Origin of the sequence: Nesterenkonia sp., assembly GCF_029265375.1 — a bacterium.
Lineage (GTDB): Bacteria > Actinomycetota > Actinomycetes > Actinomycetales > Micrococcaceae > Nesterenkonia.
This window is the reverse complement of the sequence record NZ_JAJUJJ010000024.1, coordinates 18,741-41,793: the sequence shown is the minus strand read 5'-3', so window position 1 is coordinate 41,793 and position 23,053 is coordinate 18,741. Positions and strand designations below refer to the sequence as shown.

22 protein-coding genes, 2 tRNA genes and 1 pseudogene are annotated in these 23,053 nt (G+C 66.0%); 10 read left to right on the top strand and 15 right to left on the bottom strand.

Going from position 1 to position 23,053, the window contains the following annotated elements; all coding sequences use genetic code 11:
- Positions 1 to 133 precede the first annotated feature (133 nt).
- From Q1K09_RS10290 to Q1K09_RS10275, 5 genes are all read right to left on the bottom strand, one after another.
- The gene (locus tag Q1K09_RS10290) at positions 134 to 535 is read right to left on the bottom strand and encodes a MerR family transcriptional regulator (RefSeq protein ID WP_300345337.1); all 402 of its coding nucleotides are present in this window, start codon (positions 533 to 535) and stop codon (positions 134 to 136) included.
- Positions 532 to 1,518: a bile acid:sodium symporter gene (locus Q1K09_RS10285; RefSeq protein ID WP_300345336.1), complete on the bottom strand. Its 987-nt coding sequence runs from the start codon at positions 1,516 to 1,518 to the stop codon at positions 532 to 534. Before Q1K09_RS10285 ends, Q1K09_RS10290 begins: the two co-directional genes overlap by 4 nt.
- A 171-nt stretch (positions 1,519 to 1,689) precedes the next feature.
- Positions 1,690 to 2,754, bottom strand: coding sequence for an NAD(P)/FAD-dependent oxidoreductase (locus tag Q1K09_RS13090; RefSeq protein WP_366909327.1), 1,065 nt, complete (start codon positions 2,752 to 2,754; stop codon positions 1,690 to 1,692).
- Positions 2,751 to 4,748, bottom strand: a complete 1,998-nt coding sequence (locus Q1K09_RS10280; RefSeq protein WP_300345335.1) for a cation-translocating P-type ATPase — start codon at positions 4,746 to 4,748, stop codon at positions 2,751 to 2,753. Before Q1K09_RS10280 ends, Q1K09_RS13090 begins: the two co-directional genes overlap by 4 nt.
- A complete protein-coding gene (locus Q1K09_RS10275) occupies positions 4,745 to 5,107 on the bottom strand; it encodes a metalloregulator ArsR/SmtB family transcription factor (RefSeq protein ID WP_138254006.1) in 363 nt (120 codons plus the stop codon). The genes Q1K09_RS10280 and Q1K09_RS10275 overlap by 4 nt, the downstream gene beginning before the upstream one ends.
- A 98-nt stretch (positions 5,108 to 5,205) precedes the next feature.
- Here Q1K09_RS10275 and Q1K09_RS10270 point away from each other — a divergent pair, with 98 nt between their 5' ends.
- From Q1K09_RS10270 to Q1K09_RS10245, 6 genes and pseudogenes are all read left to right on the top strand, one after another.
- Positions 5,206 to 5,775, top strand: coding sequence for a hypothetical protein (locus tag Q1K09_RS10270; protein WP_300345334.1), 570 nt, complete (start codon positions 5,206 to 5,208; stop codon positions 5,773 to 5,775).
- The gene (locus tag Q1K09_RS10265) at positions 5,772 to 7,565 is read left to right on the top strand and encodes a TraM recognition domain-containing protein (RefSeq protein WP_300345333.1); all 1,794 of its coding nucleotides are present in this window, start codon (positions 5,772 to 5,774) and stop codon (positions 7,563 to 7,565) included. Before Q1K09_RS10270 ends, Q1K09_RS10265 begins: the two co-directional genes overlap by 4 nt.
- A gap of 79 nt (positions 7,566 to 7,644) precedes the next feature.
- On the top strand, positions 7,645 to 8,091 hold the full coding sequence (locus Q1K09_RS10260) for a single-stranded DNA-binding protein (RefSeq protein WP_300345332.1): 447 nt from the start codon (positions 7,645 to 7,647) through the stop codon (positions 8,089 to 8,091).
- A 21-nt stretch (positions 8,092 to 8,112) separates the two neighbouring features.
- Positions 8,113 to 8,724: a hypothetical protein gene (locus Q1K09_RS10255; RefSeq protein WP_300345331.1), complete on the top strand. Its 612-nt coding sequence runs from the start codon at positions 8,113 to 8,115 to the stop codon at positions 8,722 to 8,724.
- Complete coding sequence (locus Q1K09_RS10250) at positions 8,724 to 8,939, top strand: hypothetical protein (RefSeq protein ID WP_300345330.1); 216 nt, start codon at positions 8,724 to 8,726, stop codon at positions 8,937 to 8,939. Before Q1K09_RS10255 ends, Q1K09_RS10250 begins: the two co-directional genes overlap by 1 nt.
- Positions 8,940 to 9,029: 90 nt before the next feature.
- A pseudogene (locus tag Q1K09_RS10245) lies at positions 9,030 to 10,214 on the top strand (recombinase family protein); the annotation flags it as partial.
- A 195-nt stretch (positions 10,215 to 10,409) separates the two neighbouring features.
- On the opposite strand, the gene Q1K09_RS10240 reads toward Q1K09_RS10245, so the two are convergent.
- The 7 genes from Q1K09_RS10240 to Q1K09_RS10210 form a co-directional block, all read right to left on the bottom strand.
- A complete protein-coding gene (locus Q1K09_RS10240) occupies positions 10,410 to 10,736 on the bottom strand; it encodes a hypothetical protein (protein WP_300345329.1) in 327 nt (108 codons plus the stop codon).
- A gap of 34 nt (positions 10,737 to 10,770) precedes the next feature.
- A tRNA-Arg gene (locus tag Q1K09_RS10235) sits at positions 10,771 to 10,846 on the bottom strand.
- Between the two features lie 74 nt (positions 10,847 to 10,920).
- Positions 10,921 to 11,241, bottom strand: a complete 321-nt coding sequence (locus Q1K09_RS10230; protein ID WP_300345328.1) for an antibiotic biosynthesis monooxygenase family protein — start codon at positions 11,239 to 11,241, stop codon at positions 10,921 to 10,923.
- Positions 11,242 to 11,276: 35 nt separating this feature from the next.
- Positions 11,277 to 13,070, bottom strand: coding sequence for a gamma-glutamyltransferase (locus Q1K09_RS10225; RefSeq protein WP_300345327.1), 1,794 nt, complete (start codon positions 13,068 to 13,070; stop codon positions 11,277 to 11,279).
- Between the two features lie 83 nt (positions 13,071 to 13,153).
- Positions 13,154 to 14,731 carry an Rv2578c family radical SAM protein gene (locus Q1K09_RS10220; RefSeq protein WP_300345326.1) on the bottom strand — a complete coding sequence of 526 codons (1,578 nt, stop codon included), beginning with the start codon at positions 14,729 to 14,731 and terminating at the stop codon, positions 13,154 to 13,156.
- A gap of 26 nt (positions 14,732 to 14,757) precedes the next feature.
- Positions 14,758 to 16,248, bottom strand: coding sequence for a sodium/glutamate symporter (locus Q1K09_RS10215; protein ID WP_300345325.1), 1,491 nt, complete (start codon positions 16,246 to 16,248; stop codon positions 14,758 to 14,760).
- Between the two features lie 132 nt (positions 16,249 to 16,380).
- Entirely contained in the window at positions 16,381 to 17,433 is a 1,053-nt protein-coding gene (locus Q1K09_RS10210) for a putative sulfate exporter family transporter (RefSeq protein ID WP_300345324.1), read from the bottom strand.
- Positions 17,434 to 17,470: 37 nt separating this feature from the next.
- Between Q1K09_RS10210 and tgt the strand changes: the two genes are divergently transcribed.
- Positions 17,471 to 18,811 (top strand): tRNA guanosine(34) transglycosylase Tgt, encoded by a 1,341-nt coding sequence (tgt, locus tag Q1K09_RS10205; protein WP_300345323.1) that lies wholly within the window; start codon positions 17,471 to 17,473, stop codon positions 18,809 to 18,811.
- A gap of 6 nt (positions 18,812 to 18,817) precedes the next feature.
- Here tgt and Q1K09_RS10200 read toward each other — a convergent pair whose 3' ends face one another.
- Both Q1K09_RS10200 and Q1K09_RS10195 read right to left on the bottom strand, forming a co-directional pair.
- Positions 18,818 to 19,795: a D-glycerate dehydrogenase gene (locus Q1K09_RS10200; protein ID WP_300345322.1), complete on the bottom strand. Its 978-nt coding sequence runs from the start codon at positions 19,793 to 19,795 to the stop codon at positions 18,818 to 18,820.
- Positions 19,796 to 19,843: 48 nt separating this feature from the next.
- Positions 19,844 to 20,059: a hypothetical protein gene (locus Q1K09_RS10195; RefSeq protein WP_300345321.1), complete on the bottom strand. Its 216-nt coding sequence runs from the start codon at positions 20,057 to 20,059 to the stop codon at positions 19,844 to 19,846.
- A 184-nt stretch (positions 20,060 to 20,243) separates the two neighbouring features.
- Here Q1K09_RS10195 and Q1K09_RS10190 point away from each other — a divergent pair, with 184 nt between their 5' ends.
- Complete coding sequence (locus Q1K09_RS10190) at positions 20,244 to 20,975, top strand: DJ-1/PfpI family protein (protein ID WP_300345320.1); 732 nt, start codon at positions 20,244 to 20,246, stop codon at positions 20,973 to 20,975.
- Positions 20,972 to 21,295: a hypothetical protein gene (locus Q1K09_RS10185; RefSeq protein ID WP_300345319.1), complete on the top strand. Its 324-nt coding sequence runs from the start codon at positions 20,972 to 20,974 to the stop codon at positions 21,293 to 21,295. The genes Q1K09_RS10190 and Q1K09_RS10185 overlap by 4 nt, the downstream gene beginning before the upstream one ends.
- A gap of 233 nt (positions 21,296 to 21,528) precedes the next feature.
- On the opposite strand, the gene Q1K09_RS10180 is transcribed toward Q1K09_RS10185, so the two are convergent.
- A tRNA-Pro gene (locus Q1K09_RS10180) sits at positions 21,529 to 21,605 on the bottom strand.
- A 184-nt stretch (positions 21,606 to 21,789) separates the two neighbouring features.
- On the opposite strand from Q1K09_RS10180, the gene Q1K09_RS10175 reads away from it, so the two are divergent.
- A complete protein-coding gene (locus Q1K09_RS10175; RefSeq protein WP_300345318.1) occupies positions 21,790 to 23,052 on the top strand; it encodes a serine hydrolase in 1,263 nt (420 codons plus the stop codon).
- Position 23,053: the final 1 nt, after the last annotated feature.

The window sequence follows — 23,053 nt, the reverse complement described above, 5'->3', positions numbered from 1 at the left end:
TGACGTCATGATCGCGTTGCTGAGCAACGCGCACCACGTCCTCTTTGAACTCCTTTGGATAAGGCTTGGGCATGATGACAATCCTTCCAGGCCCGGGGCGACCGAGCCAGATCAGTTGTCACCCATCCCTGCATCAGCCCCGCGATTGGAAGGCGCACTCTGATTTGCACGGCTGGTCGGTGTCGGGGCAGGAGACTACGTGGTCGAGTGCTTCGGTAATCAGGGCGCGCATGCGGGTCAACCGTTGGGTGTTCTCTTCGACGTGAGCCAGCCGGTCAGCAAGCACTGGGCGCAGGTTCTCTCTGACTGCGGTACATGTCCCGGTGGAGGTGACTTGGGAGAGCCATCGTACTTCTTCAAGGCCCATGTCGAGCTTCTTGGCGGTGGCGATGAACTCCAGCTGTTCAATCACGGTCTGGTCGTAGTCCCGGTACCCGTTGGGGCCACGCTGGGAGGTGATCAGACCGAGGTCTTCGTAGTAGCGCAGCGTGGTGGCTGGAACCCCGGTCCGTGCTGTGACCTCTGAAATCCTCATCCTTCTATCCTCCGGTCAGCGGAGCCCTGGAGCCCAGGCTCTTTATAACGGACGATTTGAGCCAGCACGGCTAGGACCGGCAGTTCGATCAGCGGGCCGACCACCAGGGCCACGGCGATCAGCGGCCGGTCAGGGAACGCAGCGACAGCGATGCCCAACGCGATCGGTGAGTTTCTGGCGGTGGTGACCATCGTCAGAGTCACCCGCTGGGCTCCGGGCAGCCCCATCAGCTTGGAGACTACGGTAGCCACCAGGGGCAGGATGATGAAGAACCCGGCTAGGGCCGGCAGCAGTAAGACAAGTTCGGTGCCATGCTCGGCCACAACGGGGGCTTGCCAGGCGAACATCGCGAACACGGCCAGACACAGCAGCGGCACCACCAGCCGCCCAGCCAAACGATTCAGCGTCTGTTCCTGCCACTGGGCACCTTTGGTCCGACGGGTGACCCAGCGGATGAGGAAGGCAGCCACCAGCGGGGTGAGCAGCATCAGCAGCACCGCCTCAGCCAGCGTGCCAGGATCAACCATAGCGGCCTCACCGCCGAGCAACAACACATAGACCGGCAACAACAACAGTTGCAGCACCAGGTTCACCGGCAACAACGCCGTTGCGATCCCGGTGTGGCCCTTGGCCACACCAGTGAAGACCAGGTACCAGTCAGTACACGGGGTCATCAGCAACAGCAGCAGTCCGATCCGCAGGTCCGGCTGGTCACCGAGCAGCCCGGCTCCCAGTGCCCAGGCCACAGCGGGGGTGAACAGGTAGTTCAGCACCAGACTGGCGGCCACCAGCGACTTCGCTCGGCGGACTTCACTGACTTGGGTGGCGTCCACCTGCACGAAGATCGCCACCAGCATCACCAGCAGGGCCGGGATCACCACATACTCGCCGACCTCCCCGACCGGAGTCAGCAACCCCACGGCAAGGCCAGTCAGTGCGGCGGCTGCAACGAAGACGCTCTGCAGGCGCTCGACCAGGTTCATCTAGTTGCTCTCCTCGCAGCGCATGGCGGTTTGACTCCCGGGGTCGCCTCTTAGGGACGACGACTCAGCGTAAACCTTCAAGTCAACTAGAAGGTCAAGATGCTGATCCCACCCTGCACCGACGGTCAATTACAACCCTCGCAACTACCAGTAGCCGAATGAACGTCGCCGTTACGAAGCCTGTCGCACGAGGCGATGGGCCAGCCTCTCAGCGTCTCGGCGGACATAGCCGAGCAATGAAGACCCTCGGTCGCGCTGCCACGGCCGCCCCAAGGTGTAGAGCCCCTCTACAGGAGTGACGCCGTCTTGGTTGGTAAGGACGCCGTGTTCGTTGAGCGCACCGGGGATCTCGATCCAGGTGTCATCATGCCGATATCCCGTGGCCCATACAACTGTGTCTACCTTGATATCCATGCCGTCTTCGAAAGCGAGACGATCCGTGTGTGCCTCCACGGTTCTTGGTCGGAAACTTACCGCGGCCCTGCGGAGATTTCGACGGCTGGTCCCGATGATGGGCTCATTCGCCCGCAATCGATGACCCAGGCGTGAACTTCCAGCAGCGCCGATGAGACCTGTGGTCGTCAACCACCAGAACAGATCACGCCCTAGGAGACGCTGCGGCAAGCTACGCAGACGTGCACCTTCGGACAGGGAAACTCTCTTCCCATGGTTGGCGAGCTCCAACGCGATTTGGAAGCCAGAGTTTCCACCCCCGACGACAGCGACGTTGTCACCGCGTAGCTGACTCGGGTTTCGATAGTCCTCGGAGTGGACCTGCAAGACCTGCGGGTCTAGCCCGTTGGCCAGACTGGGCACGAAGGGTGACCCGAAAGCCCCTGTAGCGACGACAACAGCTCTCGCCCTCAGGGGCTCCCTGCTTGCGAAGCACAGCCGAAAATCCCCTGCCGCTCCGTTCAATCTCGTCACGCGGGTGTCGAGGTGAACGGGTAGGGCGTGCCGTTGGGCATATGTGGCTAGGTAGTCGGCCACCTCATCTTTGCCAGGGTGTGTCCCCGGTTCACCAGGGAAGTCGAATCCAGGCAGCGAGTTGTACTGCACAGGGGTGAACAAGCGCAGAGAGTCCCAGCGGTGTGCCCATGAGGTGCCTACTTTGTCGGTCGCCTCGAGTAGCTGGAAGCTCATCCCTGCTTTGGCCAGGTAGTACCCGAGTGCAAGACCCGCTTGGCCCGCACCGATAACTGCCACATCGAGATGTTCGTACGTTGCTGGACTCATGGCTGTACTTGATGGTCCGAGCCTGCTCCTGCCTTGGCGGAGACAACAGGACGTGATGAGGGGTCACGAGAGTTGCGGGTGCGAGCCGCGCGCAGGCCGTTAAGGATGATGACGACTTCAGCGAGTTCGTGGACGAGGACGACGGCGGCCAGGCCGATCACGCCGAAGAGTGCCAACAGCGGTAACACCGCGATCAGGGTCAAGGAGAGGATGATGTTCTGGTTGATGATCATCCGTCCTCGCCGGGCGTGTGCCAGGGCTTGAGGGATCAGGCGGATGTCTTCGCCGGTGAAGGCCACATCGGCTGATTCCACAGCGGCGTCGGAGCCAGTGGCTCCCATGGCGATACCTATATCTGCGGCGGCCAATGCTGGGGCGTCGTTGATGCCGTCACCAATCATTGCCACCCGGTTACCTGCCCGCAGTTCGGTGATGGCGGCAGCTTTGTCTTCTGGGCGGAGTTCTGCACGTACATCCGTGATCCCGGCTTCAGCCGCTAGAGCATGGGCGGTGCGTGTGTTGTCGCCGGTGAGCATGGTGACCTTGACCCCGGCACGGGCAAGCTGCTGGATCGCTTCTACGGCTTCTTCGCGCAGTTCGTCCCGCACACCGACAGCCCCGACTGCCTCCCCGTTGTGGTGGGTGATCACAACGGTGTTGCCTTGCCGTTCCAGTTCTGTGACCTCTTCGGCCAGCGGCCCGGCATCAAGCCACCGGGGACTGCCCACAGCGATCCGGCTGGCCCCGATAACTCCGGTGATGCCCTGTCCGGGGTGCTCAGTGATTTCGGTGGCCTTCGGGACACCAGCTGTCGCATGGGTAATAGCTGCCGCAAGGGGGTGCGTACTGTGAGCTTCCAGTGCTGCCGCCCAGTCCAGCACCTGCAGCTCGGTATACCCGGGGACAGTCAACACGGCATTGACGGTGGGGCGGTTACGGGTCAGTGTGCCTGTCTTATCGAAGGCCACGTGGCCTACTGATCCCAGTTGCTCGAAAGCTGCACCGGACTTGACGATCACCCCGTGCTTGCTGCCGCCGCCGATGGCAGAGACCACGGTGATCGGTACCGAGATCGCCAACGCACATGGTGAGGCGGCCACCAGAACGATGATCGCTCGGGTGACCCACTCCATGGGGTCCCCAAAGAGTGAACCCAGCGCCGCGATCAGAATCGCCAGCAGGAGCACACCGGGCACCAGTGGACGGGCGATCCGATCAGCCAGCCGAGCACGTTCACCCTTCTCCGCCTGAGCCTGCTCGACCAACTGGACCACTGTGGTCAGGGAGTTGTCTGAGCCTGGTGCCGTGGCTTCGATCTCCAAAACCCCGGTGGTATTGATCGACCCGGCCAACACCTCATCACCAGGGCCAGCCTCCACCGGAATCGACTCACCAGTGATCGCTGAAATATCCAGGGCCGAACGCCCGGTACGGACCACACCGTCCGTGGCTAGGCGCTCCCCAGCTGCAACCCGGATCAGCTGACCCGGCACCAGAGTAGAGGCAGGGACCTGCCGCTGATCGCCAGCCTCGTCAACGATGGTGGCGCTGGCTGGCAGCAGGTTCAGCAGAGAACGCAGCCCGGAGCGGGCTTTGTCCATCGCCCGATCTTCCAAAGCCTCTGCAATGGAATAGAGAAAGGCCAGGGCTGCAGCTTCTTCGATGTAACCCAGTGCAACCGCTCCAGTGGCGCTGATCGTCATCAACAATCCGATCCCCAGGCGGCGACGCACCACCAGCGCCCGCAAAGCGCCAGGAACGAACTGAGACGCCCCGAACAACAGGCTGACCCAGAACACCGCCAGCGTCACAGTCGAAAGCGGGGCCTGGTCGGCCAGTCCAGACCACTCCAACACCCACCCGGTGCCCAGCAACAGCCCCGAGCCCAGCGGAATCAGGACACGACGATCCCCCCACCACCGAGGTTCTTTAGTGGTCTCGGCAGAAGCCGTGTCCTCACGGGGGGAAGCACACCCGCAGGCATCCACGCTCATCGCTGCACCTGCTCTCCGCCAGCGCAGCACCCCTCCGGGCACACCGGGTCAAGACACTCCGCACCCTCATCGACTGCCAGGGTGGTCTCCACCAAGGCGTTCAGCGCCCTTGACAGGTGAGGGTCAGCGATCTCATAGCGGGTCTGGCGGCCCTCCGGCTCAGCCACCACGATCCCGCAATCCCGCAAGCACGCCAGATGATTCGACACGTTCGTCCGCGTCAGCTCCAGGTCACGGGCAAGCTTGGCTGGATAGCCGGGAGCATCCAGCAGGGCCAGCAGAATCCGGGACCGGGTGGGGTCGGCCATAGCGCGGCCCAGCCGGTTCATCACATCAAGACGAGAAGCAATAGTCAGCATGCAATGACCATACAGCGAACGATGACTAGTCAGCAAGTAGTGACCTAACCAGAAGGCTACCTTCAGTACGCGGGAGGTTGCAGGCGCACCTGGTTGGCATGAGCCACGACAACACCAGACACCCTTCGCGCCGAACCAAGAAGACCAAGCCGTTAGACCAGGAGTCGGATGTTCCGGCGGTGCTGCCTCATGTGGTCATCACCGTCACCGAACCCACCGGGACCCTGGCGGTCACCGTGGATGGCGAGGACTTCCCCGCACCCGAAGACGGGGCATGGTCTCGTGCCCGGTTCGGTGAGCTTCTGGACACGGTCACTGGGGACCGGACTCGGACGGTGCGGATCGAGGTCCACGAAACCGACGGGTCCACTTTTACTGACATTATCCGCGCGCGCCGCCGCACCCAGGCCGAGCCTGCCCCCGAGCAGGAACAGCCAGAGTCGGCACGGTCTAAGCCCAGCGGGAAGCAGGCTACGGTCTCGGGTGAGGGGTTCCTGCCCGGTGAGGACGTGGCTATCGCTGCGGTGGTCACCGAGACCACGGCCAATGAGGACGGGGAGGTTGAGGTCCGTCTGACTCGGCGGCAGAAGGCGAATCTGCGTGCTGGTGCTGAGGTGTTGGTCTTTGGCCGGTCTTCGGGGACCACGCTGGTGAGGCGGCTGCCATGACCCGGGGCATCACTCCGGGGTCTCGCCAAGCCGGGGGTATGGGTGATGAGGTCACTAACGCCCTGATCATCCTGCTCATGGTCACCGCGGGCATTGCGTTGATCCTGCGTGTTGCTGGCACTGTCGCCGCTTGGGTCACCGGCGCATCCCTGCCGGAGGCTGGCCCGGCTGCCGGACTGGGGGTTCTGTTCAGCCCTGGTGATCCTTCCGCCGCGCTGGCAGCTGAGGGGCTACATCCGGTGGCCTACTGGATCATTGCCGGGTTGATGCTCGCCGGGCTGGCCGGGGTCGGTGCCTGGGTGTGGGTGCGGGTGCGCCGCTGGGGTCAACAGAAACAAGCCGATCCGCATCGGCTGGCAGGCACCGCCACCAGTGCCGATATTGCCAAAGTCGCCACTTCCAAGGCCCTGTTGCGGCGGGCTGAGACGCTGCGGCCTTCTCTGGCGAAGCCGCGGGTCGAGGATGTCGGTTACCTTCTGGGGACCTCTGCGGGCAAGCAGGTGTGGGCTTCGGTGGAGGACTCGATTCTGCTGATTGGCCCACCGCGTTCTGGTAAGGGCCTGCATGTGGTCATCAACGCGATCCTGGATGCACCCGGCGCGGTGGTGACGACGTCTACCCGGCCGGATAACCTCACCGCTACGTTGCGGGCGAGGGAGAAGATCGGACCGGTAGCGGTCTTCGACCCCCAACACCTGGGAGAGGGCATCCCGGCTGGGATGCGCTGGTCACCTATCCGGGGGTGTGAGGACCCGCTGACGGCGATGATACGGGCTACCGGGCTGGCTTCAGCGACTGGTATGTCCGCTGGCGGGGTCGAGTCCGGTGGGTTCTGGGAAGGCAAGACCCGTACCGCCCTCCAATCCCTGCTCCATGCGGCTGCGTTGGATCACCGGTCACCGGCTGAGCTGTTCCGCTGGACCCTGGACCCCTCAGCTGCCGCCGAGGCGGTCACCATTCTGTCCAGCACCCCGAGGGCGGCGACCGGCTGGGATGACTCGCTGGCCTCGATGCTGGAAGCTGACCCGAAGACCCGGGATTCCATCTGGCAGGGCGTCTCCCTGGCCCTGTCAGCGTTGGCTGATCCTCGGGTGTTGGATGCGGTCTCACCCAGGGCTGGGGAGGACTTCGACCCCGAGCGGTTCATCGGCGACCGGGGCAGCCTGTTCCTGTTGGCCACCGGCGCAGGAGCCGGAGCCTCAGCCTCCCTGGTGGCGGCGTTCGTGGAAGACCTGGTCGAAACAGCCCGGCGTATGGCCGCCCGATCACCAGGAGCACGGCTCGACCCGCCGCTGTTGTTGGCGCTGGATGAAATCGGCAACCTCGCACCCCTGCCCAGCCTGCCGACGTTGATGGCTGAAGGCGGCGGCACCGGGATCACGACCCTGCCGGTACTTCAGTCGCTGGCGCAGGCGCGGGAGAAGTGGTCAGAGAACCAGGCCGGGGCGATCTGGGATGCCGCGATCGTCAAAATCATCCTCGGTGGGGCATCGAACTCCCGGGACCTCCAAGACCTCTCCACCCTCATCGGAGAACGTGACGAGTACACCGATTCGACCACCATCGGGGACCACGGCACACGCTCCAACCAGCGATCCGTCCGCCGTGTCTCGGTACTGCCACCAGACCGGATCAGGACTCTGCCCTTCGGCACCGGGATCACCCTGCTGCGGACCGCACCGCCGATCATCACCGACCTGCGCCGATGGACCGAACGACCAGAGGCCGCTGAGTTGAAGGCCGACCGGGAGCAGATCGAAGCCATGCTCCAACACCACCCGCGTACCTAGCGCCGGGGTGCTGGGTGCACCTGTCTGGCAGAGGCCACCTGCACCAGGCGGTGGCCGTGACAGATAAGGAGCCCTGGTCATGGCGATCCATACCCAACAGTCATTCTCCGGTTTCATCGCCTCAGCACCGCAGCTGAGCTACACCGAAAACGGTGACCCACGCCTGTTCGTCAAGGTCGGCAAGGAGCACTACCAGCGCGAAGCCGATGGGTCGTTCACACAGAAGGACACCACCTTCCACAACCTGGTGGCCTTCAAAGCCGCCGCCGAACAGGGCCATGAACGCCTGGCCAAGGGCGACAAGATCATCGCCGAAGGCTACGTGCGCGAATACGAGTACACCGACGCCAACGGGCTAACCGCTCCCGGTGAGGAGTTCGTGGCCCGCCGGATCGGTCATGACATGGCCCGCACCCGCTACGAGGTGGACCGCACACCCCGCCGCAGCTTCGAGCGCGACGCCGCCGGATTCGAGGCACCCCAGCGGCAGAGCCCGCAGCCCGAACCGCCCAACCTCAGCCTCTGACACCGGCCAGGAGCCAGAGCCATGAACCAGCACACCCCACACAACCCGGGGCCGGAGGACTACCTGGCCCACGACACCTATGACACGGCCTATGACGAACCGGACCCAGGCTTCGAGCCAGGGTTCGACCCCGGCGGTGACCTCCCTGAACCGCCGAAACCGATCAACTGGAACCTGCTCTCCGCCGATGACCTGGAAGCCGAATGGCTGGAACTAAACAAATGGGTCCACTGGCTACGGCGGACCTACGGGCTGCCAGCCAGTGTGATCCCACCCTTCTGGCACCACCACCCCGAACTGCTCTGGGAACTCTCCGCCCTACACCTGCACTGGCTCGGAGCCTACGACCCCGAACAGAACGCCTCAGCCCCAATTGGCTGGCACCGGGACTTCGCCGACGCCAGAGCCCGGCTCCGCGAGTGGGTCGCAGCCTCCGGCACCCGGCTAGACAGGGACCGACCCACCCGACAGACCTCCTGGCCCGGAGAAGACCCCACCCCACCGGTAGAAGACCTCACCATCGAAGACCGCGAAAGCGAGTTCGTGGACTTCGTAATGGCCCAAGTCGCAGAGCGACGACGAGCCGAAGACGAGTTCTTCCGCCACCTCGATGACCACCCAGGAGGCCGGTGATGAGCCAAACCTCAGACCGTCTGCCTGACCGGATGCGGGACCTGCGGGTGGAGGCCCAGCCGCGGGAGGCCCCGGACCTGCACCGGCTGGCCCAAGTGTTCATCGGCATGGCCCTGGACCGTGCCCGCCCTACCGACACTGACCAGCAGACCGGCGATGACTCCGACACCGCAGTAGAGGCGGAGACGGAGCCCGGAGTAGAATCTGACATGTAAGAAGCCAGCAGCCGGACACCGTTCGGCTGTCGGTGCGCAGTCATGTCTGGCCCATAGGGCTTACTTCGGCAGGCTCCACCCAGCCTGTTGATGTCGTGTTTCCCGTTTACGAGTCGCACCGCACCAGCGGCATCTCATGGTGCTGCTCGTGTTGGCCCCGCCCGTAACGGGGAAGGAAACACGACAATGACCACCACAGCGCCCGACATCTCTAGTCTTCAGCAGCTGGGCGAGACCACCACCCTCGCGGTCTCTTACCTGCGAGTCTCCACCAAGGAGCAAGCCTCCAAGGGCGGCCGGGATGAGGGGTTCTCGATCCCGGCTCAGCGGGAAGCCAACCTGCGCAAGGCCCGCGATCTGAACGCCATCATCGTAGAAGAGTTCGTGGATGCCGGTGAGTCCGCCCGCAAGGCCGACCGGCCCGAGCTGATGCGGATGATCGAGTACATCAAAGCTCATCAGGTGGCCTACTGCATCGTGCACAAGGTGGATCGTCTGGCGCGGAACCGCTCTGACGATGTCGCTATCCATCTGGCGTTGCAGGAAGCCGGTGTTCTGCTGGTCTCGGCAACCGAGAACATCGACGAGACGCCCTCGGGGATGTTGCTGCACGGCATCATGTCCTCGATTGCGGAGTTCTACTCCCGGAACCTGGCCAATGAAGTCTCCAAGGGCATGAGCCAGAAGGCCATCACCGGAGGCACCAATGGCAAGGCTCCCATGGGCTACCTCAACGTGGTGAAGAAGGATGAGCTGGGCCGGGAGATGCGCACCGTTGACCTCGATCCAGAACGAGCCCCCATCGTGAAGTGGGCCTTCGACGCCTACGCCAGCGGCAACTACTCCACCGCCAGCCTGCGTGATGAACTCATCGACCGTGGCCTGACCACCGTGCCAACACCGAAGCGCCCGAAGAAGGCTCCCTCCCTCTCTGCGGTGCACCGGATGCTGTCGAACCCGTACTACAAGGGCAACGTGTCCTTCCGGGGCGCGGTCTATGAAGGCATGCACGAACCGCTGGTGCCCACCGAGATTTGGTACCGGGTCCAGGCAGTGCTGTCCTCCCACCGGGCCTCGGGAGAGAAGACCCAGGTCCATGACCACTACCTCAAAGGCGGCCTGTACTGCGGCCAGTGCGGGTCCCGGCTGATCATGACCAAAGCCAAGAACCGCCAGGGCGTGATCTATCCCTACTTCATGTGTGCCGGGCGGCACTCCAAGCGCACCAACTGTGAGCAGAAGGCCATGTACATCCCGGATGTGGAGCGCGCGGTCGAGAACTACTACAAACAGGTCCAGATACCCGAGCACATCGTGACCGCACTGCGGGAACTGGTGACTTCGGAGTTCGACCGGTTACAGGCCACCACCAAGCAGCAGCAGGAGGCCTACACCAGAGAACGACAGGACCTGATCGCGGAGCGGACCAAGCTACTTCAGGCTCACTATGCCGGAGCTGTGCCGTTGGGGTTATTGAAGACTGAGCAGGAGCGGGTCGCTAAACGCCTGGCGTTCCTGGAAGCACAGATCGAGGCCGGCACCCTGGAGTACGAGCAGGCCCAGGCCCATCTGGAGGACTGCCTGGCCCTGGCTGGTGACTGCCACGCGATCTACACGAGCATCGATGACTCGCTGCGCCGCACAGCCAACCAGGCGTTCTTCGACAAGCTCTACATCACAGAAGCCGATGTCGTGGACGGGCAGGCCGGCGAGCCCTTCGACATCCTGTTCAACCCCGAGGTCCAGTCCACCGCGCTGCGCCGCAAGCAGGCTGGTGGAGACCAGAGTGGAGATCAAACCGCGAACGTCGCAGGTTTGAACAAGGACCAACTGGTGCCCCCGGCAGGATTCGAACCTGCGGCCTTTGGTACCGGAAACCAACGCTCTATCCCCTGAGCTACGGAGGCGGGGCGAGCACGACCTCTGGTCGCGCTGACCGATCTAGGTTACCAGCACTTGGGCGCTGGTACGTAGTCGAGACTCAGCCTGTCGTGGCAACGGTGTAGCTCCACAGCTCACTGGAGACCCCCACCGGCTTCTTCTTCGGCTCACCGTCGCCTGAGTCTCCGTGCGAGGCGGCGAAGTGCTGGGAGTTGCGCCAGTTCTCAAAATCCTCTTCGGAGTCCCACCGGGTCAGCACCAGCCACACATTCCGCCCGTCAGTCGGCTGCAGCAGCTCATACCCCTGGAAGCCGGGCGTCCCATCCATGGAGCCGTGGCGAGCGGCGAACCGCTTGCCCAGCTCGTCGCCGGAGTCCTTGGGAACAGTAATGGCATTGATCTTGATCACGCTGGAGCTCATGGCCCAGATTCTACGGACTCCGCCTGCATGCGGTCTCACCGGCCGGCGGCATACCCCTGAGCCCCGCGGGGGTTCGCCGCGGCCTGCAGCACGCCGGTGGCCGGATCCCGCACCACACAGGAGAGCCGGCCCAGGGACCAGTCGCCCGCCACCGTCACCTGGTGTCCGCGGCGGCGAAGGGCTCCGATCACGGCCTCGCCCAGCCGGGCCTCAACCACCGCTCCGGCCGGCTCCCAGGTGCGGGGCCAGAACGACGACGGCATTGAGGTGGTGTGCAGCGCCGGGGCGTCGATGGCCTGCTGAGGGGTGTGCCCGCCGACGATCCAGCGCAGCAGGAACAGCAGCTGCCACTGGTCCTGCTGGTCCCCTCCTGGCGTGCCCAGGGCCATCACCGGTTCCCCGTCCTTGAGCACCAGCGTGGGGGTCAGGGTGGTGCGGGGCCGCTGGCCGGGCCGCAGAGCCGAGGGCGAGTCCTCTTCCAGCCAGGTCATCTGCAGTCGGGTGCCCAGCGGGAAGCCGAGTCCCGGGATGGTCGGTGAGGACTGCAGCCAGCCGCCGGACGGGGTGGCAGAAACCATGTTTCCCCACCGGTCCACCACGTCAATATGGCAGGTATCGCCCTTGGTCTCACCATCGCGGCTGACGGTCGGCTCCCCGCCGCCCATCGCGCCAGCGGCTGCGCCTTCCGGCTCCTGCAGCGGCGGCAGGACTGCCTGCACCCCGGGGATGTGCCCGGGCCGGAACTCCGCAGATGCATTGGGGCCGATCAGCTCTCGCCTGCTGGCGGCGTAGTCCTCGGAGAGCAGGTGCTCCAGCGGCACCTCGGCGTCGCCGTAGTAGGTGTCCCGGTCGGCCATGGCGAGCTTGAGCGCCTCCAGCACGGTGTGCGCCCCGGCCTCGGTGCCGGGATCCAGCAGCTCGTCGTCGAACCCCTCCAGGATCTTCAGGGTCTGCAGCAGCACCGGGCCCTGCCCCCAGGGGCCGATCTTAGCGATGGTGTATCCGCGGAACTCTATGGTGACGGCCTCCTCATAGGCTGCGGAGAAGCCGGCGAAGTCCTCTGCGGTGATCACTCCTGCGTAGTCGCCGCCGTCGGAGTGCCGGTGCGGTGCGGCGGCGAACTCTGCGGCGGTCTGGGCCACTCGCCCGGTCTTCCATTCGCGCCGGGCGGCTTCGATGCCTTCGGCCCGGTCCCCTCCCGCTTCTGCTGCGGCCACCAGTTCGCGCAGCACCTGGGCGTATTCGGTGTTGGTGACCAGTTCGCCGGGTTCGGGGATGCGGCCCTGCGGCATCCAGTGGGCTGCCGAGCTGGGCCAGTGCTGGGTGAACAGGTCTTTCACGGTGCGGATGGTGGCCGGCACCCGGGGCACCACTGGGTGGCCGTTCTCGGCGTAGTCGATGGCGAAGGCCAGCACATCGGCCAACGGCCAGCTGCCGTGGTCGCGCAGGAGCATCAGCCACGCATCCACTGCGCCGGGCACTGCAGCGGCCAGGGCGCCGGCCCCGGGGACGGTCTCCAGCCCCATGGCGCGGTAGGCGGCCACGCTGGCTCCCTGCGGCGCCGGGCCCTGCCCCATGAGGACCACCGGAGTGCTGGGGTTCTCTGCGGTGACGAATACTCCGGTCATATCCCCTGCCGGTCCGTTGAGGTGGGGCTCGACCACATGCAGCACGAAGGCGCCTGCGGCTGCGGCGTCGAAGGCGTTTCCTCCGCGCTCCAGCACCGCCTGGGCTGAGGCGGTGGCCAGCCAGTGGGTGGAGGCTGACATGCCGAAGCGTCCTTCAAGGGTGGGCCGGGTGGTGTGATCCTGCGCATGGGTGAAGGTCATAGGGGTATGCAATCACATCCACCTGCCGGTGCCGCCCTGGCGGCCTGGTTCTGGTTCGGGGCCGCTCGGCAGAACGGCGTACGTCAGAACAGTGCGGGCTGCTGGCCCGGGGTGATGCTCTCCAGTCCGGGCAGCTGCGGCTCCTGCTGCTCTGGCTGGTCGCCGCCGTCGCGACCCTCGGGGTTGTTGCGTGCACGCCACCGGGGGTTCTCCCGGCGGATGAATCCGTGGCGACGCCTGGCCTGGGCCGCCTGGTCGGCCAGCCACGAGGTGTAGTCCTTGTGCGCATAGCTGGTGAAGCCTCCTTTGGCTCCGCGGTAGAGCCGCCGGTACTTGGGCACCAGGTGTGGGTACTGCTCCTGCAGCCACTGCATGTACCACTCGCGGGCTCCCGGGCGAAGATGCAGGGCCCCGGTGGAGACCCAGTTCGCTCCGGCTTCCTTCAGCCGGGCGTGGAGCAGGTCCAGGTGTTCTGCTGAGTCGGTGAGCCAGGGCAGGATCGGCATGGCCAGCACGTTGACGCTGAGCCCGGCATCGGCCAGGGCGCGGACCAGCTTCAGCCGCGCCGCCGCGGTGGGGGTGCCGGGCTCCACCTGCTGCTGCAGTTCGGGGTCCATGATGGCCAGCGAGACTCCCACCGAGACCTCGACCTGCTGGGCGGCCTGCTGCAGCAGTGGGAGGTCACGGGTCAGAAGCGGACCTTTGGTCAGGATGGAGAAGGGTGTGCCGGAGTCTGCGAGCGCCTGGATGATCCCGGGCATGAGCCGGTAGCGCCCTTCGGCCCGCTGGTAGGGGTCTGTGTTGGTGCCCAGCGCGACGTGCTCCCGGCCCCAGCTGGGCTTGGAGACCTCGGCGCGCAGCACCTCGGCCACGTTCGTCTTCACCACGATCTGGGTGTCGAAGTCCCGCCCGGCGTCGAGATCCAGATACTCATGCGTGCGCCGGGCGAAGCAGTTGTGACTGACAACTCCGTTGGCGATGAAGTCACCAGTGGAGGTGGTGATGTCGATGAGGTCCTGCTCGCTGCCCAGCGGCTCGACCGCGGCCACCTGCAGCCCGGCCCGGGATGTGGCGACGCTGCCGAGCAGACCGGTGCGAGCGTCGTCGTCGATCTTCTCCGGGCCGGTCAGCTGGTCCTGCACGGTGAGCACGGAGGCCACGTCACTGCCGCCTCCCGGCGCCACAGACTTCCAGCCCCGCTCGGTGAGGAAGCGGTGATCGCCGCTGGCGACGATCTCCGTCCCGTCAGCCAGGCTCACCCGGTAGGCCGGCTTGCGCGTGTGCCAGAACGCCTCGACCTCCGACTCCACGAAGTACCGATAGCGACCCTCGAGCCGAGTGCCGACCACTTTCTCGCCCACCTTCACCTCACGCAGCGGCTTCTGCCGGCGATCGGCCATCAGGATCAGCGTCTCAGGGCTCAGGCAGTAGCGGCACTGGTGGAGGCAGCCGCGCATGGGGTTGATGGTCCAGCGGAAGGGCATATTGGACTGCGCGGGCACCTTGTTCAGCGCGCTCTTGGCCGCCACCTCATGGAAGGTCACTCCCTCGAACTCGGGGGTGCGCACACTGCGCAGCAGACCCTTCATGGGCAGCAGCGCCGCAGCGGCGCCGTCGTCGATCTTCTGCCCTTCCCATCTCACACCTGCATTCGAACACATATTCGAACACTGGGCAAGGGTCCGGCTTACACCGCCATATCCTGGGCCGCCTCCCATGAGGGATCCCGCCAGCGGCCGGACTTGACCCCGCGGTGGTAGATCATTCCGGCAGCCAGGGCGGCCACGAACAGCACCGCCATGGGAACCAGCACCCAGTACACGCTGCCGGTGGCGACAATCACCGGGATGGACAGCGCCGTGATCAGCCCTCCGCCGAAGATCGGTTCGAAGAACAGCTGCTTATAGCCGAAGGCCTCCATGGCCGGGGACTTCTCCTCCGGGTCGGCCACCCGCAGCAGCGCCAGACCGGTGGCGGTGACCCCCATGGACTGACCGAAGTCGGCGATGCCGCGCTCCAGCCAGAACTCGGGGATCACCCGCGGGGTGAAGTAGAGCAGCATGAACGTGCAGAAGACCACGCCGGCCACCGAGAGCACCAGGAAGGTCTCCCAGTACTCGGCGATCACGGCCAGCGAGATCGTCGACAGTGCCGCCACAATCAGGATGTCCAGCGCCAGGCCTTGGATGCGCTTCATGGTTTCGTGGTCCAGCAGCGTGGACTTGCCGGTGCGGTCCAGTACGAACTGGATGATCACCCCGCCGATCATCGCCAGCGGGAACAGCGGCACATAGCCCAGCAGGGTCAGGCCCTCCCCGTCCTGGCCGGGCCACAGCGAATCCGGCTGGCCCCAGAGCTGGTCCTCCACCCAGACCAGGCCCTCCAGCAGCAGCCATCCCAGGATCACGGCCAGTCCGACCACGGCCACATGCAGGGTCAGCGGCTCAATGGATCCTGGGCGAGCGGTCATCCGCCCGGTGTAGACAGTGTCATCATCGGAGTACAGTCCGCGCAGCTCGGCCGGGGACTGCTCGGTGATATTGCGGATGACTTTGGTGCGTCCGGTGCGCACTCCCCAGTTGATCACCGCAATGCCGATGATGATGCCGAATACCAGCCCGACGGTGGCCATGGCCAGCGCCAGGTCCGTGGCCTCAGGGATGCCCATCTCCTCAAAGGCCGGCGCCATGCCTCCGGCGGTTCCGTGGCCGCCTTCGAAGGCGATCTCCAGCAGCGCCCCGAAGTAGGCCTCCACCCCGAAGAGCGGGGCGAGCACCAGCACTCCCAGCAGCAGTCCCACCAAGTACTGCCCGGAGCCGTAGGCCAGCCCGATGGACAGCTGGGGACCCACCAGTTTGGCCACCCGCACCGGTGAGGGGATGCGGGCGCCCAGGAACAGGGTGGCGAAGACGATGGAGATCAGCAGCCCCGGCAGCGCACCCCAGACCTCGTAGATCTCCTCGGTGAGCAGTCCGCCGGACTCCAGCCAGCTCCAGTTCAGCGGTCCGGCCAAGTGGCCCATCACCTCCGGGCCGATGATCAGCCCGATGAACCCGGCCAGGATGGCGCTGGGCAGCAGCAGCTTCTGCGCCAGGGGCACTTTCACCCGCAGGTACTTCCCGGCCAGCATGACTGCTGTCAGCAGGACGATTGCGAATCCGACGGCTTCTGGGCTCATAGCTGCTTTCCTCCGGGTTCCTGCAGGTCACGGCGGGTCGCCGCGGATGCGGTCGGCCCGGCTGAAGGTACCCACCAACCATCGGTGGAAGCTGGCAGCAGCCTCAAAGAAGTCTGAACTCCAACAGGCGTCTCAGAGCAGAAGGGCCACCCCGGCAAGCGCAGTGCCGGCGGCGATGAGACTTCCGACGGCCCCCAGCAGCAGTGCCGGCCCGGCGGTGGAGCCCAGGGTGCGCAGGTTCACTGCAGTGCCGACCCCTGCCATGGCAATGGTCAGCAGCATGGTGGTGATCTGGCCTATGAGATCTGCCGTGTCCGCCGGGATCGTGACAAGGGAGTTGAGCACGACGGCGGCCAGGAACCCGATCACGAACCACGGGATCAGCGGCGGGCGGGCTGCGCCCTCGGCTGTGTCTGTCCGCGGCAGTCCCACTCTGAGGCCGAGCACCGCCGGTGCCAACAGCACCACCCGGGCCAGCTTCACCACAGTGGCCACGGCCAGGGCGGTGGCTCCCACCATTCCGCCGGCGGCCACCACCTGGGCCACTTCATGCACACTGGCCCCGATCCACACTCCGGCCTCCCGCTCCCCCAGGCCCAGAGCTGAACTGGCCAGCGGCAGCGCGACCATCGCCACGGTCCCGCACAGGGTCACCACCGCCAGCGCGGCAGCCGCCGCCGACGCCAAGGGGCGGCCCTGCCGGTCGTGACCGTCCCCGCGGTCCAGTACCGCAGCCGCCGCAGCCACCGCTGAGGCTCCGCAGATGGAGGTTCCGGTGGCCAGCAGCGCGGCGGTGGTGGCATCAGCCCGCAGCAGCGGCCCGATCACCCGCATCAGCACAAAGGTCACCGCGGTGGTGGCCACCACGATCACCAGCACCTCCCAGCCCAGGCTGAGGATCTCCGCCATCGCCAGCTGCAGGCCCAGCAGCACGATGCCGACCCGCAGCGGCAGCTTGGCCGACCACTTCAGCCCCTCCTCACCCCACCAGGGCACCCAGCCGGCAGTGCGCAGCAGCATGCCTGCGACCAGGGCGATCAGCAGGCTGGAGACCGGGATCCACTCAGCCAGCAGCCGGTGGGAGGCCGCACCGATCACCAGCGCCAGGGCTGCTCCGGGCAGGATCGCGTAGCCGCGGCTGATCAGCTGTTCAGGGTCGAATCGGCGTCGAGGAGTATCGGGCACCGGTTCAGCATATCCACCGGCGTCGTAGACTGTTCCGGTGCCTGGAGAGACCACCCCCGCCCCCGCAGAGACCCGCCCCGCGGCCCCCGAGACTGCCCAGAGTCCCGGCGATCGCGGCCGCACCGTGCCGCAGCCGCATCCGCAGAGCTCACCGGAGAGCTTCGGCTTCCAGGTCCACCACCGGATCGACGGCGGACTGGGCCGCACCGGCACCATCACCACTCCCCACGGCACCATCCAGACCCCCGCGTTCATCCCGGTAGCCACCAAGGCCACCGTCAAGGCGGTGCGTCCTGAGGAGATGAGCGAGCTGGGCGCCCAGGCGGTGCTGGCCAACGCCTACCACCTGAACCTGCAGCCGGGCACCGATGTGCTCGATGCCGCCGGCGGTCTGGGTGCGTTCATGAACTGGCCCGGCCCCACCTTCACCGACTCCGGCGGCTTCCAGGTGATGAGCCTGGGAGTGGGGTTCAAGAAGACGATCTCCATGGACTCCTCGCGGGTGGCCGATGACACCGCCGTGGCGCCGGAGCATGAGCGCCGGGCGTTCGTCGACGACGACGGCGTGACCTTCCGCTCCCATATTGACGGCACCGAGCACCGGTTCACCCCGGAGATCTCCATGAAGCTGCAGCATGAGATCGGTGCGGACATCATCTTCGCCTTCGACGAGCTGACCACCCTGTTCAACACCCGCGCCTATCAGGAGGAGTCGCTGGAGCGCACCCGGCTGTGGGCCGAGCGCTGCCTGGCGGCCCACGCGGAACTGACCCAGCAGCGCAGCCACCGGCCGTATCAGGCGCTGTTCGGCGTGCTGCAGGGCGCCCAGTATGAGGATCTGCGCCGCAAAGCCGCCCAGGACCTAGGCGCGATGGAGGTCGCCGGGCACAGCTTCGACGGCTTCGGCATCGGCGGGGCCCTGGAGAAGGAGAACCTGGGCGTCATCGTCGGCTGGGTCAGCCAGGAGCTGCCGGAGAACAAGCCGCGGCATCTGCTGGGAATCTCTGAGCCGGAGGACTTCTTCACCGCCATCGAGAACGGCGCCGACACCTTCGACTGCGTCCAGCCCTCACGGGTGGCCCGCAACGGCCGGGTCTACACCCCGGACGGGTACTTCAATATTCCGCAGGCCAAGTTCAAGAAGGACTTCTCCCCCATCCAGGACGGCTGCGGCTGCTATACCTGCCAGCACTATTCCAAGGCGTATCTGCATCACCTGTTCAAGGCCAAGGAGATGCTCTACTCCACGCTGTGCACCATCCACAACGAGTACTACACAGTGACGCTGGTGGACCAGATCCGCGAGTCGATACAGGACGGCCGGTTCTACGAGTTCCGTGACCAGGCGCTGACCCGCTACCAGGGCCGCCGCGGCTGAGCCGCTTCACCCCACCGGGGTGATCGGGGCCTTGCCGCCCAGCACGGCGGTGAGATTCTCCAGCGCGAGGGTGGCCATCCGGCGGCGGGTGACATCACCGGCTGAGCCGATATGCGGCAACACCACCACGTTCTCCCTGCGCGCCAGCCGCTGGTTGACCTGCGGTTCATGCTCGTGGACGTCCAGCCCAGCACCGGCCAGATGGCCGGCCTCCAGCGCGTCGGCGAGCGCCTCCTCGTCCACCAGGGGTCCGCGGGCGGTGTTGATCAGATAGCTGCCGGGCTTCATGGCGGCCAGCTGGTCCGCGCCGATCAGGTGGTGGGTCTCCGGCTTCAGCGGGCAGTGCAGGCTGACCACATCGCTGCTGGCCAGCAGCTCATCCAAACCTGCTGGCTGGACTCCCAGCTCACGCGCCTCCTCACTGTCGGCCCGGCTGCCGGTGGCCAGGATCCGCATGCCGAAGGCCGCCGCGCGGCGGGCGGTGGCCATGCCGATGCGCCCCAGGCCCACGATCCCCAGCACTGCGCCGGCGGAGACGTCCAGGCCCACATACTCCTGAGGTCCCCAGATCCACTCCTTGCCGGTGCGGATGAACCGGTCTCCTTCGGCCACGCGACGGACTGTGGCCAGGATCAGCGCCAGCGCCAGATCCGCCACCGTCTCATCCAGCACCCCTGGGGTGTTGGTGACCACCACGGAGCGTTCGGCCGCGGCGTCGAGGTCGATATTGTCGTAGCCGACCCCCATATTGGCCACGATCTTCAACTGATCGCCGGCGGCGTCGAGCACCTCGCCGTCGATCCGATCCGTGACCATGCTGAGCACCCCAACAGCCCCGGAGACACCGGCCAGCAGCTCCTCCCGGTTCGGCGGGAACTCGGCGCGGTGATGGATCTGCAGCGGCACCGGCAGCTGGTCCTCGAAGGGGGCCAGCACCTGGTCCGGCAGCGGGCGGGTGATATAGACGTGCGAGGCGTCGCTCATAGTCTCATGCTAACCAGCCCGCCGCCGGGCGCAGCGGATCAGCCTGGATCAGCCGGTGCTGTCCGGTTCAGCCGGCGATCTTCTCGCCGGTGCGCTGGGGATGAAGGCGATCACCACAGCGGCGATGCCCACCACCAGGTGGAAGCCGATGTCGAAGCCTGTGAACCCGGTGGGCAGGATGCCGAAGAACTCAGGATCGGCCAGGGCCACCAGTCCCAACAGGACATACATGGCCCCGACCACCAGGATCAGCGTCTTGGCCATGGCCGGCGAGCCTGAGCCGAAGCCGGCCTACACAGCAGCCACATTAGAGTCTCGCCGGGGCCGCCGTCGAGGGCTTCTGTTCCACAAAACCCCAGGTCAGAGGCATATCGAGGCACAGGTGTGTGAGCTGTACCGCATCGGGAGACCCTGCTCAGCACCGCCCGGAGAAGTTCCTGCGGTATTCATGGCAGTCCCGCCAGTGGAGGCTGCGCCTGCTGCCGGGGAGAATGGAGACATTCCTGATACCCATACCGCCGCTCCCACGGCGCAGTTCGTACTCTTCGACGGGTTCGACCCGCTCGACGTCGTCGCCCCCTATGAGGTCCTCATCGCAGGCAGCGATGCCATGGGCGGCGGCCTTCAGCTGCGCATGGTCACCGCCGAGGGCCCCCGCATGGTCACCTCCGGCACACCGGGAATCAGCCTGGAGGCCACCGCCGCTCTGGACCCTGAGCTGCCCGGCTATATCTTTGTGGCCGGTGCCGCCGGCTCGGTGGAGGGTGATCCCGACGCCGGCGATGAGACCATCCCGGTGCTGCTGTCTCGTTTCGCCCAGAGCTCGGCTGCCGAGGCGATGCGCCAGGCTCTGGCCAACCCGCAGGTCACCGTGGTCACCGTCCGCGGCGGCGGCCTGGCACTGGCCATGGCAGGGCTGCTTGAGGGCCGCACGGCCACCACCCACGTGTTGGGTCAGGATCTGTTGGAGGCCACCGGAACGGAGGTGGTCCGCGCCCGCGGGGTCGACGACGGCGATCTCATCTCCGCAGGCGGGGTCACCTCAGGGCTGGATGCGGCCCTCTACCTGCTGGCGCGCGAGTTCGGACCGCATATCGCCCACGAGGTGGAGAAGCTGTTCGAATACGAACGCCGCGGCACCGTCTGGACCACCACTGCTGCAAAGGCGCACTCTGCATGAGCATCATCTCTGGTACCTGGCACTTCACAATGAAGACCCCCATCGGCTCGATCGAGGCCGACTACGTCTTCACCGGGACGCCTGAGGGTCACACCGGCGCCGCCTCCGGGGCCGGCGAGGAGCTGACGCTGCAGAACATCGCGGTCGAAGACCATCCCGACGGCGAACGGGTCACCTGGGACCAGAAGATCACCAAGCCCATGCGCCTGAACCTGTCCTTCGACGTCGTCGTCACCGGTGATGAGCTCCACGGGCACCCCCGCGCCGGGAAGCTGCCGCGCAGCAAGGTCTCCGGAGTGCGCACCGCACAGACGGGCTGACTCTGAGGCTGCAGGGCGCAGGCTCCTGCTGAACTCGCCGGTGCGCGTTGGCGGCCGCGTGGACAGACGGGGCCTGCAGATCTCGGGCAACGCTCGGGCGATGGTCGACTGAAAGCCAGAAGCAACACTGGTAGTGAGCCGATCGTCACGGCACCCAGCGAACTGCGCAGCAAGACGCGACTCGAACCACCATCGGGCTCTTTCGTGTACGCGCAGATTGAGTAATCGAATCGTGGTCGGGCTAGCCGGATTTGAACCGACGACCTTCCGTCCCCCAGACGGACGCGCTACCAAGCTGCGCTATAGCCCGTGATCATGCCTCTGTGCGCCGGAGCGATCCCGGCCGAAGCACCGGAACAGTCTACATCATCCCGAGACGCTGCGTCGCATCCAGGAATGCCAACCGCGTCACCGAAACCTGTGACCAAACTGTGACCAGCCTGGGTGTGTCCAAATACCGGTGATCGGCGACTGCTCCCCCTAGCATCGGGATCATGCGCCCGCGCCTTCCCCTGACAGCGGGTGCGCCCGGCACCTCTGTGGCGGCCTTGACCGCCGCCCTGCTGATCACCGGCTGCGCACCCAACCCGTTCGGCTCCCCCGAGCCCGGCTCCGTACTGCCGGTCTCCGCCGTGCACGCCGCACCGGCGGCGGCCGGAGAGACTGCTGAGATCACCATGTCTGAGGCAGCTGAGGCCGTGGCCGACCGCATCGCCGAAGCCCTGCCGCAGGACGTGGTGGCCGCCGGATCCACGGTAGAGGATCAGAACGCCCCAGACGCAGACGACCCAGACTCTGAGAGCCCGGACTCTGAGGACCCCGGCCAGGGCGGTCCCCTGGCCGAGCACCACGACGAGCTTCAGTCCTGGGCCGAGTCGCTGGCTTCAGCCCAGCAGGAGGCTGCCGAGCGTGAAACCGCCGAGCAGGCGCGCATTCAGGCCGAGCAGGAGGAGGCCGAGCGCCTGGCCCGGGAAGAAGCCGAGGCGCAGCAGGAACAGGAGCAGGAGCTTCCGCAGCCTGCCCCCGAGTTGGAGACCCCGCCGATCGCCCCGCCCACAGGGGAACCGCACGTGGAGTACACCGGCGACCTCAATGCCTACCTCAGCCAGCTGGCGGAGGCGCATCCAGGGCGCATTGCCATCAGCCTGCAGGAGATCAGCGGTCAGCAGCGCCGGGCCTCCACCCACGGCAGCGATACCGCCGTCACCGCCAGCACCTATAAGCTCTTTGTGGCCTACAGCATCATCCGGCAGGTAGAGGCCGGAGAGATGGACTGGGAGGACGACGCCGTCGGAGACCGCAGTCTGGCCCAGTGCTTCCAAGACATGATCATCGTCAGCGACAACGCCTGCCCGGAGGCCATCGGCCCGGAGATCGGCTGGACGCAGATCTACTCGGATGCCGCTTCAGCCGGGGCCGGCAGCACCGGTCAGGGCGGCGGGGCGATCGTGACCTCCCCGAATGACCTGACCTCGCTGCTGGTCCGCCTGGAGACCGGCCAGCTGAGCATGAGCGCGGCCGGCCACGACCGGATGCGCAATGCGCTGGCCGCCAATGTGCACCGTCAGGGCATCCCGGCCGGCAGCGCCGGCCAGGTGCTGAACAAGCCGGGCTGGATCAATGGCCGAATCCACGATGCCGCCATAGTGCGTCACCCGCAGGGCACCTACGTGCTCTCCATCATGAGCACCGGATCCACCTGGACCTCGGTCGCGGCGATCACCCGCGATATTGAGCGCGCACTCTACGGCCAGTGAC

What these genes read in the sequence shown, in the direction of transcription:
- Q1K09_RS10290 (WP_300345337.1), bottom strand. Translation starts at nt 535, where the DNA reads ATGAGGATTTCAGAGGTCACAGCACGGACCGGGGTTCCAGCCACCACG.
- Q1K09_RS10285 (WP_300345336.1), bottom strand. Translation starts at nt 1,518, where the DNA reads ATGAACCTGGTCGAGCGCCTGCAGAGCGTCTTCGTTGCAGCCGCCGCA.
- Q1K09_RS13090 (WP_366909327.1), bottom strand. Translation starts at nt 2,754, where the DNA reads ATGAGTCCAGCAACGTACGAACATCTCGATGTGGCAGTTATCGGTGCG.
- Q1K09_RS10280 (WP_300345335.1), bottom strand. Translation starts at nt 4,748, where the DNA reads ATGAGCGTGGATGCCTGCGGGTGTGCTTCCCCCCGTGAGGACACGGCT.
- Q1K09_RS10275 (WP_138254006.1), bottom strand. Translation starts at nt 5,107, where the DNA reads ATGCTGACTATTGCTTCTCGTCTTGATGTGATGAACCGGCTGGGCCGC.
- Q1K09_RS10270 (WP_300345334.1), top strand. Translation starts at nt 5,206, where the DNA reads ATGAGCCACGACAACACCAGACACCCTTCGCGCCGAACCAAGAAGACC.
- Q1K09_RS10265 (WP_300345333.1), top strand. Translation starts at nt 5,772, where the DNA reads ATGACCCGGGGCATCACTCCGGGGTCTCGCCAAGCCGGGGGTATGGGT.
- Q1K09_RS10260 (WP_300345332.1), top strand. Translation starts at nt 7,645, where the DNA reads ATGGCGATCCATACCCAACAGTCATTCTCCGGTTTCATCGCCTCAGCA.
- Q1K09_RS10255 (WP_300345331.1), top strand. Translation starts at nt 8,113, where the DNA reads ATGAACCAGCACACCCCACACAACCCGGGGCCGGAGGACTACCTGGCC.
- Q1K09_RS10250 (WP_300345330.1), top strand. Translation starts at nt 8,724, where the DNA reads ATGAGCCAAACCTCAGACCGTCTGCCTGACCGGATGCGGGACCTGCGG.
- Q1K09_RS10230 (WP_300345328.1), bottom strand. Translation starts at nt 11,241, where the DNA reads ATGAGCTCCAGCGTGATCAAGATCAATGCCATTACTGTTCCCAAGGAC.
- Q1K09_RS10225 (WP_300345327.1), bottom strand. Translation starts at nt 13,070, where the DNA reads ATGACCTTCACCCATGCGCAGGATCACACCACCCGGCCCACCCTTGAA.
- Q1K09_RS10220 (WP_300345326.1), bottom strand. Translation starts at nt 14,731, where the DNA reads ATGTGTTCGAATGCAGGTGTGAGATGGGAAGGGCAGAAGATCGACGAC.
- Q1K09_RS10215 (WP_300345325.1), bottom strand. Translation starts at nt 16,248, where the DNA reads ATGAGCCCAGAAGCCGTCGGATTCGCAATCGTCCTGCTGACAGCAGTC.
- Q1K09_RS10200 (WP_300345322.1), bottom strand. Translation starts at nt 19,795, where the DNA reads ATGAGCGACGCCTCGCACGTCTATATCACCCGCCCGCTGCCGGACCAG.
- Q1K09_RS10195 (WP_300345321.1), bottom strand. Translation starts at nt 20,059, where the DNA reads ATGGCCAAGACGCTGATCCTGGTGGTCGGGGCCATGTATGTCCTGTTG.
- Q1K09_RS10190 (WP_300345320.1), top strand. Translation starts at nt 20,244, where the DNA reads ATGGCAGTCCCGCCAGTGGAGGCTGCGCCTGCTGCCGGGGAGAATGGA.
- Q1K09_RS10185 (WP_300345319.1), top strand. Translation starts at nt 20,972, where the DNA reads ATGAGCATCATCTCTGGTACCTGGCACTTCACAATGAAGACCCCCATC.
- Q1K09_RS10175 (WP_300345318.1), top strand. Translation starts at nt 21,790, where the DNA reads ATGCGCCCGCGCCTTCCCCTGACAGCGGGTGCGCCCGGCACCTCTGTG.